This is a genomic window from Aminobacter sp. P4_H6_2 (assembly GCF_056400805.1).
Genome location: NZ_JBFUKO010000126.1, coordinates 1 through 10,837, shown reverse-complemented (window position 1 = coordinate 10,837; position 10,837 = coordinate 1). Strand labels below are relative to the sequence as shown.

General features: G+C 60.0%; 11 protein-coding genes. 1 reads left to right on the top strand and 10 read right to left on the bottom strand.

What is annotated here, in order from left to right:
* From AC1DUU_RS12105 to AC1DUU_RS12060, 10 genes are all read right to left on the bottom strand, one after another.
* Positions 1-692: sugar-binding transcriptional regulator (locus AC1DUU_RS12105; RefSeq protein WP_476783661.1), on the bottom strand; the 692-nt coding region annotated here is incomplete at its 3' end.
* Between the two features lie 80 nt (positions 693-772).
* Positions 773-1,570, bottom strand: coding sequence for a purine-nucleoside phosphorylase (locus AC1DUU_RS12100; protein WP_476783660.1), 798 nt, complete (start codon positions 1,568-1,570; stop codon positions 773-775).
* Between the two features lies 1 nt (position 1,571).
* Complete coding sequence (locus AC1DUU_RS12095) at positions 1,572-2,531, bottom strand: ABC transporter permease (RefSeq protein WP_476783659.1); 960 nt, start codon at positions 2,529-2,531, stop codon at positions 1,572-1,574.
* 2 nt (positions 2,532-2,533) lie between these two features.
* Positions 2,534-3,631: an ABC transporter permease gene (locus tag AC1DUU_RS12090; protein WP_476783658.1), complete on the bottom strand. Its 1,098-nt coding sequence runs from the start codon at positions 3,629-3,631 to the stop codon at positions 2,534-2,536.
* Positions 3,606-5,189, bottom strand: coding sequence for an ABC transporter ATP-binding protein (locus tag AC1DUU_RS12085; RefSeq protein ID WP_476783657.1), 1,584 nt, complete (start codon positions 5,187-5,189; stop codon positions 3,606-3,608). The genes AC1DUU_RS12090 and AC1DUU_RS12085 overlap by 26 nt, the downstream gene beginning before the upstream one ends.
* Positions 5,190-5,205: 16 nt before the next feature.
* Positions 5,206-6,201: a BMP family lipoprotein gene (locus AC1DUU_RS12080; RefSeq protein WP_476783656.1), complete on the bottom strand. Its 996-nt coding sequence runs from the start codon at positions 6,199-6,201 to the stop codon at positions 5,206-5,208.
* A 385-nt stretch (positions 6,202-6,586) separates the two neighbouring features.
* Positions 6,587-6,778 carry a hypothetical protein gene (locus AC1DUU_RS12075; RefSeq protein WP_476783655.1) on the bottom strand — a complete coding sequence of 64 codons (192 nt, stop codon included), beginning with the start codon at positions 6,776-6,778 and terminating at the stop codon, positions 6,587-6,589.
* A 211-nt stretch (positions 6,779-6,989) separates the two neighbouring features.
* Complete coding sequence (locus AC1DUU_RS12070; RefSeq protein WP_476783654.1) at positions 6,990-7,943, bottom strand: formylglycine-generating enzyme family protein; 954 nt, start codon at positions 7,941-7,943, stop codon at positions 6,990-6,992.
* A 13-nt stretch (positions 7,944-7,956) separates the two neighbouring features.
* Positions 7,957-8,925, bottom strand: a complete 969-nt coding sequence (locus AC1DUU_RS12065; protein WP_476783653.1) for a polyphosphate kinase 2 family protein — start codon at positions 8,923-8,925, stop codon at positions 7,957-7,959.
* Positions 8,926-8,960: 35 nt separating this feature from the next.
* Positions 8,961-9,968 (bottom strand): HAD family hydrolase, encoded by a 1,008-nt coding sequence (locus AC1DUU_RS12060; protein WP_476783652.1) that lies wholly within the window; start codon positions 9,966-9,968, stop codon positions 8,961-8,963.
* 372 nt (positions 9,969-10,340) lie between these two features.
* Between AC1DUU_RS12060 and AC1DUU_RS12055 the strand changes: the two genes are divergently transcribed.
* A partial coding sequence (locus AC1DUU_RS12055) for a sulfatase-like hydrolase/transferase (RefSeq protein ID WP_476783662.1) occupies positions 10,341-10,837 on the top strand: 497 nt, incomplete at its 3' end.

Sequence of the window (10,837 nt, the reverse complement as noted above, 5' to 3'; positions counted from 1 at the left end):
GTGGCAACCAGTGCTTCGTACTCGGCTTCGGTGATGACCTGATTTGCACACAAATGGTCTTCGCGGCCAAGCGAGCCTATGCCGACGACAAACAGATCCGATGCGCGGGCCTTGTCCAACAATTGCTGAACGCTAGGCTGGGACAGGAAAACGTTCTTTTCCTCCACGCTGTTGGCGAGGTAGGGAACCGGCAGGAAGTACATGTCTCCGCGAACGTTTCTGGCAAGAACCTGAACCGGGTCCATTCTGTTGGAGGCGAGCGACCGGGTCAGAGAGCCGGAAATCGACACCGCCTCCAGGTCCGGCCGCTCGATCGTAACCACCTCGGCAAAAGTGCAAGCCAAGGTTCTGCCCATGCCGATGCCGATGCGCTTGATCGATGCATCTGACAGCACTGAGGTCAGGTAGGCCGCTGCGATCTTGCTGACGGGTTGAAGAACGTCTTCGAACCGGCGCGACGACGCGGCATCGACCGGCACGACGACGCAGTTGTCGAGCCCAAACTCAGCGCAGAGCGCCATCTCGAGTTCGATGCATTCGCTCGGCCGCCGGCTGACCGAGACCTGCACGATCCGCTCGCGCTGCGCCTGGGCGATAAGGCGGTTTATGCTGGGCTGAGACATGTTCAGTGCTTTTGCGATCTCAGCCTGGCTTTTGCCCCCGACAAAATACATCCAGGCAGCCTTGACCACATTGTACTGGTGCCAGTCGCTGGATGTTTCTTTCATTCTTGTCTCCCTTGGCCAATGCAAACGGCGATGCCGTAAGCTACTTATAGGCCACGCAGAAAGCCACGGATAAGCTTTTCGAGCTTCATCGCGCCGATGGGCGCGCTGGCCTTGGTGTGCTCGTGGCTGATGTGTTCGGTGCCTAGGCCCGCGGCCATGTTGGTGATGACCGACACGGCACAGCACTTCATGCCGAGGAACCTGGCCAGGATGACTTCGGGAACGGTGGACATGCCAACGGCATCGGCGCCCAGGATTTTCAGCGCGCGAATTTCTGCCGGTGTCTCGAAGTTCGGGCCCGAGTACCAGGAATAGACGCCTTCCTTCAGCGCGATCCCTTCGGCGGCTGCAATTTCCATCAGCCTTTTGCGGCTCGCGGGATCGTAGGCGTCGACGAGATTGACAAACCGCTTGTCGGTCGGCTCGCCGATGAGCGGGCTGCGGCCCGAGAAGTTGATGTGGTCCGAAATCAGCATCAGTTCGCCCGGAGGAATGTCGGTCGAGAACGACCCGCAGGCATTCGTCGCAAACAGCTGTTCGGCACCCAGGGCAGCAAGGACTTCGAGGGGAACGCGCATCGCGTCAGCCTGGCCCTTTTCATAAAAATGCGCGCGTCCGCCAAAGACCGCGACATCGACGCCTTCAAGCTTGCCGATGACAAGCTTGGCGGTGTGGCCGGACACGCTGGCATGGGGGAAGCCGGGCAGGTCGGTATAGTCGATGGCGATGCCGTCAACGGCCTCGGTCAGATGTCCCAGGCCCGATCCGAGGATGAAGCCGATACGAACCTTGGGATTGCCGCAGCGGGCATTGATGACCTTCAGAGACTCTTCAGTGCTCATTTCAACGTTCCTTTGTGTAGGGGATACCGCCCGCAGCGGGCGGTGTTGCTTTTCCGACGAACCCGGCAAGGATTACGATCGTCAAAATGTAGGGAAGCGAGCTTTCAAGGAACTCGACCAATGCGGCGAGCACGCGGCTGTCGAAGTGTACGTTTCCATGAATCTGATAACCCACGGCCTCGACAAAGCCGAACAGCAGGCATGCGCCGAGGGCGGGGTATGGGCGCCACTTCGCAAAGATCAACGCGGCAAGGGCGATGAAACCGCGGTTCGCCGTCATTCCGTCCGTGTAGCCGGCGGCCTGGGCGGTGGAAAGATAAGTGCCGGCGACACCGCAGAGCACGCCGCCGATCAGGACGGCCGAATAGCGAAGCCTGGTGACACTGATGCCGGCCGTATCCACAGCGCTCGGTGCATCACCCACAGCCCTTAACCGCAGGCCGTAACGTGTCCGGTACAAGATCCACCAGGTCAATGGAACCAGCGCAAGCGCCAGGTAGACGATCACGCTCTGGCCGGAGATCACCTGCTGGTAAACGCCGCCCAACTGATTGTGGAAAGGCAACTCGATGCCCAGGAAGCGTTGGTCGGCATTGAGGCCAGGCGTTTGACCACCCGTTCCGAATATCGTTTGCGCCAGCAAATAGGCGATGCCGAGCGCCAGCATGTTGATGGCGACACCCGAAATCAGCTGGTTGCCGCGCAGTGTGATCGATGCGAAGCCATGGATGAGCGCAAACCCCGAAGATGCCAGCACGGCAACGAGAAGTGCTATCCAGATGTTGCCGACAAGCGCTGCTGTCGCCGCGGACGCAAAGGCAGCGATCAGCATTTTGCCGTCCAGACCGATATCGACAATGCCGGAACGTTCGGAGTACAGCCCCGCCAGACACGCCAGCAGGATTGGCGTCGCCACGCGTAGCGTCGCACCAAGAATTTGAATGATGATATCGACGTCCATAATCACGACTTCCGCGAGAATTGGGCGAATGCAAACAGGCGGGTGAGCGGGATGCGGACAAGGTTTTCCATCGCGCCGACAAACAGGATGATCAACGCCTGGATGATGACGATCATCTTCGCGGGGATCGCCGGCATCTCGAACGCCAGTTCCGCGCCACCTTGGTAAAGCGCGCCGAACAAAAGCGCGGCCAGGGCAACACCGAAGGGATGGGAGCGTCCCATCAGCGCGACCGCTATTCCGGTGAAACCCGCGCCTTCGACAAATCCAAGCACCAGTGCGTGCTGCTGCCCCAGGACGGAATTGGTGGCCATCAATCCGGCCAGCCCGCCTGAGATCAGCATGACAAGCATGACGATGCGGAAGCTGGATATCCCGGCGTAGTCGGTGGCTTTCTCGCTATGGCCGAAGGCGCGGATCTCGTAGCCGAAATGGGTTCGCCACAGCAGCAGCCAAACCAGGACGCAAGCCAGCAGTGCAACGAAGAACATGATGTTGCCCTCCATGCGCTGTACTTCAAAGCCAAACCAGGCCAGCACTTCATCGATACGCGGCAGGTGAGCGGCGTCGTCGAAGGTACGGGATTGGGGAGCGGACGCGCCGATGGGCTTAAGGATGTTGCTGAGAAGCGCAACCAGCAAGCCCGCCGCGATGTAGTTGAACATGATCGTGGTGATGACGATGTGGCTGCCGCGGCGAACCTGCAGATAAGCGGGTATCGCAGCCCATGYCGCACCAAAGGCGAACGCAACCAGAATTCCCGCTGGCAGCACGATAAGCCAATGGGTCTGGTCGAGCGAAAGTCCCACAAGCCCGGCACCGATCCCGGCAAAGATCGCCTGGCCTTCACCGCCGATGTTGAACTGCGCGGCGTGGAAAGCAACTGCAACCGCCAGGCCGGTGAGAAGGAAATTGGTGAAATAAAAGAGGGTGAAACCGAGATTGTAGCTGTTGCCGAATGCGCCTGTGGCCATCACGCGAACGGCCTTCAGCGGGTCTTCTCCGATCGCCAGCACGACGAGGCCCGACACGACGAGCGCCAGACACACGCTCAGCAGCGGAACCAGAAACACATCAGCCCATTTTGGCAGCTGGGGCATGGGAGCTCTCCCTTTGGTTCACGCCAGCCATGAGCAGGCCAAGGTCGTTTTCATCGGTGTCGTCAACGGATCGTTCACCCGATATGCGGCCATCGAACATCACGATCACCCGATCCGACAGGCCGAGAATCTCGTCCAGCTCGACCGAAACCAGCAGGATCGCCTTGCCCTGCTCGCGCAGCGAAATGATCTCGCGATGAATGTATTCGATGGCGCCGATATCCACCCCTCGCGTCGGTTGACCGATCAGCAGCAGGTCGGGGTTTTGTCCGATCTCGCGTGCCAGGACGATCTTTTGCTGGTTTCCGCCCGACAGATTGGCGGTTTTCAGGAATGGATCGTCTGGCCGAACGTCGAACGCTTCGATCAGCGCACGCGCGGCCTGTTTCATCTTGCTGGGGCGCGAGAACAGCCCCTTTGTGAATGCAGGCTTGCGGTGATAGCCGAAGCTTGCATTCTCCCAAACGCTGAATGGCATGACCAGCCCGTGGCGGTGCCGGTCCTCGGGAACATGGCCGATCCGTTTCTGGCGCTTTTCAGCCGCGCGGCCGCCGCGCGAGACGTCGAGGATCGCACCGTTCAGCCGGACCTCGCCGCTTGTCGCCGGGCGCATCCCGCACAAGATCTCCAGCAGTTCGGATTGGCCGTTGCCGGCTACGCCTGCCACGCCAAGGATCTCGCCAGCACGAATATTGAAGGAGACGGACTTCAGCCGCTCGACGCCGTCTTTTGCGACCGTCAGATCATGGACGGAAAGTACATCCTTGCCGGGCTTTGCCGCGGGCTTGAGCACTTTCAATTCGACGGAGCGCCCAACCATCAGTTCGGCAAGCTTCGTCACGCTCATGTCGGCGGTCGGATGTGTCGCGGTCATTTCGCCACGCCGCATGACGCTGACCGTATCGGTGATCGCCATGATCTCGCGCAGCTTGTGCGTGATGAACACGATCGTTTTGCCTTGCGCCTTGAGGCCCTGCAGAATCCGAAACAGATGGTCGGCTTCCGCCGGCGTCAGGACACCCGTCGGCTCGTCGAGGATCAAGATCTCGGCCTGGCGATAAAGCGCCTTGAGGATCTCGACCCTTTGCTGCAACCCGACAGAAAGATCGCCCGCCACCGCATCTGGATCGACTTCGAGACCGTACTCGCTGGCCAATTCCTTCAAGATCCGCCGCGCCTTGCTGTAGGAATGCTGCAAGCGCACGCCGTCTTCGGCGCCCAAAATGATGTTTTCCAGCACCGTGAACGGCTTCACCAGCATGAAATGCTGATGAACCATGCCAATTCCGGCCGCGATCGCATCGTTGGAGTGGCGGATTGCCACTCGTTTGCCGTTGACCTGTATCTCGCCCTTGTCGGCTTGGTAGAAGCCATACAGGATCGACATCAACGTCGATTTGCCGGCGCCGTTTTCACCTACGATTCCGTGAATTGTCCCTTTGGCCACCGTCATCGAGATGTTCTTGTTCGCGTGAACAGAACCGAACGATTTGGATATGCCAATGAGCTCAATCGCGGGGGAGACCGAAACGGTCTCCCCTGTCTCGTTGCTGACCATCTGACGGCCTCAAATTTTAGAGCGGGCAGGTGTCGTCAGTGCGGTAGTCGTGCACCTTGGTCTCGCCGGAGACGATCCGGCTTTTGGCCGCTGCGACAGCCGCAGCCATCTCGGGCGAGATGAGAGCCTTGTTGTTGTCGTCCACGGCAATGTCGACGCCGTCCTGGGCCAGGCCGAGCGATTGAAGGCCGGGCGTGAAGGCGTCTTTCTGAACGTCCATCATGGCCTGATATACGGCGACATCGACGCGCTTGAGCATCGAAGTCAGCACCTTTCCGGGATGCAGATGGTTCTGGTTCTTGTCGACGCCAATGCCAAGCGCGCCGGCATCCGCAGCCGCCTGCAGCACGCCAATGCCCGTTCCGCCAGCGGCATGGTAGACCACGTCGGCGCCACGGCCGATCTGCGACTTGGCCAGCTCGCCGCCCTTCACAGGGTCGCGCCAGGCAGCGCCGGTGGTTCCGGTCATGTTCTCAAGCACCTCGATGTCGGCCTTGGTCGCTTTGGCGCCCTGCTTGTAGCCGCAGGCGAAGGCGCGGATCATCGGAATATCCATCCCGCCGACAAAGCCAACCTTGTTTGATTTCGAGGCCATGGCGGCCATGAGGCCCACCAGATAGGAGCCTTCCTGCTCCTTGAACGTCACCGACCGCACGTTGGGAAGGTCGACAACGGAATCGATGAGCACGAACTTCGTATCAGGGTATTCCGGCGCAGCCGCCTTTACCGCCGGTCCCCACGAGAAGCCGGTGACGACCACCGGATTGTGCCCTTGCTGGGCGAAGCGCCGCAAGGACTGTTCTCTCTGCGCATCCGACTGCAGCTCGAATTCGCGGTAGGCAATGCCGGTTTCCTGGCGAAACCTTTCGGCTCCAACAGACGACGCCTCGTTGAACGATTTGTCATATTTGCCACCCAGGTCGAAAATGACCGCCGGGTTGGCATCGGCCAGGGCCGCGGACACGGCTCCAAGCATTGAGCTGGCTACGACGACGGCGCGCACAAAATTCATGATGTCCTCTCCAAACAAGGGCTCCCGACCCTTGGTTGATAATAATGCACACTATGAATTATTATTCAAACGCATTTTCCAGCGGGTACCGGCGCAGCAATCGGGTCGCAAAAGCGCCAGGCAATTGCGTTGTTGACGACCGGGCGAGCAGCGGCCCACCGAGACCATCCACATTTTTGTGTGGTGGCCGCGGTTCGACGTCGGCAAGGTGGGTCGGCAAGGCGGCATGCAGATTGAGGCGCGTACGATCGCTCCCGACGCCTCGCGTCACCTACGCTCGCGAAGACACGACAGCGTGGGTCCATTTCGCGCGAGGTGTGGTCGAGGTGCCACTTTTCGGTGGCCGCACCCTTTCACCGCGTGGCACAGGCCACACGCGGACGCATCAGAGCAGGATTTTCGCAAGGATCGCGGCGGCGGAGCCGATTACCGACAAGACCATGGCTATTGCGCCGAAAGTCTCCAAACCGGACGTTCTCATCCGCTGCGGAACGAAGCGCTCGAACGGGTCGCCTTGTGAAAAGACCTGCAATCGGTCGTACCACTGCAATCCTTGATCTATCGCGCTGAGCCACATTTTCGTTCCGCCACCCGATGTCGCCAGCGACTGGAGTGCCGCTTGCGCGACACCAATACGTCGCGGCGCATAGGGTTTCGAGGTGACCGAAACGGCACGGAAATCAAAATGTCATAAGAATTGGCGGCCAGAGTCAGTGAACGCCGGTGGCGCCTTCGTAACCCTGCATTCCAATGGGTTTTGCAGCCCAGCCGGCTGAAGCCTCTCGGCCTTACTCCGGCTTTTGCCGCAGCACGCAGCGAAAGCTGACATGGCTGGTCGAGGTGTCGACCGGCTCGGCGTGCCGGGCGGCCGGGCGGTAACGGCGGCAGTAGTTGGGCGCGCACAGATGCGAGCCGCCCTTCAGCACCTTGCGCGGGATCTTGATCCGGGGCTGGTTCGGGTCGAAGCTCGATTCGATCGGGCCACCGCGCGGATTTAGCGGCACGCAGCAGGCCTTCGGCGCATCCTCCGTGTGCTTGGTCGACCAGAAGTCGCTGGTCCACTCCCAGACATTGCCGATCATGTCATAGAGGCCGTAGCCGTTGGCCGCAAAGGCGGTCACCGGCGAGGTGCGGTCGTAGCCGTCGCTCTTGAGGTTTTCGTGCGGGAACATGCCTTGCCAGGTGTTGGCCATGTGTTTGCCGCCGGGGGTGAGTTCGTCGCCCCAGGCATATTCGGCATCCTCCAGCCCGGCACGGCCCGCAAACTCCCACTCGGCTTCGGTCGGCAGCTCCTTGCCCGCCCATTTGGCGTAGGCCTCCGCGTCACAATAAGCGACATGGACMACCGGGTGCTCGTCGAGCCCCTTGATGTTGCTGCCCGGGCCGTAGGGACGGCGCCAGTTGGCGCCAAATTTGAAGGCCCACCACTGCCCCCAGTTGCGCAGGTCAACCGGGCCTTTGGGTGGCGAAAAGATCAGCGAGCCGGCTTGCAGCAAATGCGGCAGCGCGCCGGGATAGTCCGCCGGATTCGGCGGAATCTCGGCGAAGGTGGTGTAGTTCGTCGCCTCGACGAAACGCCGGAACTGGCGGTTGGTGACCGGGGTCTTGTCCATGAAGAACCCGTCCACGGTGCCGCGGTGGGCAGGGCGTTCTTCGGCATAGTGATTGTCCGAGCCCATGCGGAACGTGCCGCCTGGAATCCACAGCATATCCGCCTTGCCGATGACTGCGCTTTCGTTCATGGCGATTTCTCTTTCAACGGCTTCGCACGCGTGACAGCATACACCTTGCCTTGGCGGTGTCGATCTTTTCGCCGCCTTGCGCTCGCGCTTCTGGGTCTCGGGATTTCTCGTCTGCAAGCTGCTTGCGCGCCTTTTCCATCGCTCGCCTGGCGTCGTCGTCCACGGTCGGGAATTGAGGGTCGAGCTTTTCYAGTCGGTCGACGATCGTTGCCGCGATCACCAGCCGTGTGAACCATTTGTTGTCGGCCGGGACCACATGCCAGGGGGCGCTTTTCGTTGCGGTGTGGCGGATCATGTCCTCATAGGCTTCCATGTAGGCGCTCCATTTCTGGCGCTCGACAAGGTCCTGGCTGGAGAATTTCCAGTTCTTTTCGGGCTCGTCGATGCGTTCGACGAAACGCCGTTTCTGCTCGTCCTTCGAGACGTTCAGGAAAAACTTGAGAACGACCGTGCCGTTGCGCGCCAGGTGATTTTCGAAGCTGCAGATGTCTTCGAAGCGCTCCTTCCAGATGTCGTCGGTCACAAGTTCCGGCGGCAGGTTCTGGCCGGCGAGGATTTCTGGGTGCACGCGGGCGACAAGCACTTCTTCGTAATAGGAGCGGTTGAAGATGCCGACGCGGCCGCGCTCCGGCAGCTTGACCGCGCAGCGCCACAGAAAGTCGTGGCGCAGTTCGGTCGAACTCGGCGCCTTGAACGAGGTTACGTCGCAGCCCTGGGGGTTGACCCCGGACATGACGTGCTCGATGGCGCTGTCCTTGCCTGCGGCGTCCATGGCCTGCAGGACGATCAGCACCGACCACCGGCCCTCGGCATAAAGCCGATCCTGAAGCCCGCGCAGGCGTTTGACGCCGGCTTCCAGCAGCTCCTTGGCGTCGTCCTTTTCGATGTCCAGGCCACATGTGTCGCCCGGGTCGAAATCCGCAAGATGGAACTTCCGGCCTTTCTTCACCCGAAATGCCTTGACGATTTCGGCTGGCAGCATGTCGGTTGCCTCTGATGCTGAACGGGAACTCGCCGCTATTTTGCCGGCGGATAAATGGTGAGCCAGTCGCTCTTCATGTCGACGATCGTCCAGCCCTTGGCTGTGCCTTCGTCGAGCGCCTTGTCGAGCTTGCCGATATGCGACTGCCGGTCATAAGCCCATTCGCGGTCGGCGTCGGTGTGGTGGACGATGCCGATGAAGCGCGCGCCGTCGCCGGCCGCCGTCCATTCCAGCATCTGCTGGTCGCCATCCGAATTGCCAAAGGCGAGGATGGGACGGCGGCCGATGAAATTGTTGATGCCCGAAGGCTTGCCAGGGCCGTCGTCGATGAACTCGACCTTGGGCTCCTTGACCAGAACCGGCTTGCCGTCGCGCAATTCGAACTTCGTCACCCCGGCTGATCCGATGACCTGTTCGGGAGGAATGCCATAGGCCTTTTCAGCGAAGCCGCGCATGAATTCGACGCCACCGCCCGAGACGATGAACGTCTTGAAGTCGTTGGCGCGGAGATAGTCGAGAAGCTCCAGTTGCGGTTGGTAGACCAGCTCGTCATAGGGGCGATCGAAACGGGGGTGGCGCGCTGTTTTCAGCCAATCGGAAACGATGGCGGCATATTCATCCGTGGTCATGCCCGAATGGCTTACCGCCATCAGCTCCATCAGGCCCTTTTCGCCCGATGCGGCGAGCCCTTTTATATCGCCTGCCAGCACGGACTTGAAAGGCTCGGTGTCCTTCCATTCCGGGTGCTGTGGCGCCATCGCCTTGATGCGGTCGAGARCAAAAGCCAGCTGGAAGTAGATTGGCTGCTCCGACCACAACGTTCCGTCATTGTCGAAGACAGCGATGCGCTCTTCGGGTTTTACGAAATCCGCGCCGCCATCCTTCGTCACCTTGGCGACGAAATCCGTGATCGCCGACTTCACCGCGCCGTCCTTCCACGACGGCAACGGGTCGGCCTGGGCAAGGGCGCTGGAGACAAGCGCCAGCAAAAGGAGAGGAAGTGCCAGGAATGTTTGCAGGAAGAAGTTGCGTGAGGGGGTCATCAAAATCGCCTCCGTCTGAACTGCTCATCTGTGATGCTATATGCGTTTTCTCCAATCCTCCAGAGCGAAACCGAATGCCGTTTCTGTTAGCACTCGTTGATACTAATACAATCTCATACATGGACCGAAAAAGACCATCGGATTATCAGTTTATTTACAATGCGTAAGCTTTGGCGCCGACCAATACATTCCTGATACGTTCCGTCTTCCCTTGCGTGAAGTGCGCCAATACAGTGACTGTGCCGAAAGGAGGTCCGGCACAAAGTCCGCCGACATTTTGGCGGACACCCCCGTCTTGAAAGCACCGGTTCGTTCCAACTGATTTCGCTCAGGAGTATGACTATGCGGAAGGGAAGTATCTTGAGGGCGGCGATGATCGCTGCGGCCAGTTGTTTGGCCATCGGGGCGGTTTCATCCGCCAGCGCGCAGGACGCGCAAAAACCCAACATCCTCGTCATCTTCGGCGACGACATCGGCCAGACCAACATCTCAGCCTATTCCATGGGCTTGGTGGGATACAAAACTCCGAACATCGACCGCATCGCCAAGGAAGGCATGATGTTCACGGATTATTATGCCGAAAACAGCTGCACGGCGGGGCGCTCGACATTCATTACCGGGCAGACGTGCCTGCGGACGGGCTTGTGCAAGGTCGGCGCTCCCGGCGCTCCCGTTGGCCTGCAGCCAGGTGACATCACGATCGCTCAAGCACTCAAGCCTTTGGGTTATGCCACGGGGCAATTCGGCAAGAACCACCTTGGCGACAAGGACGAATATCTGCCGACCAATCACGGCTTCGACGAATTCTTCGGCAATCTTTACCACCTCAATGCCGAAGAAGAGCCGGAAGCCCCTTATTGGCCAAAGGA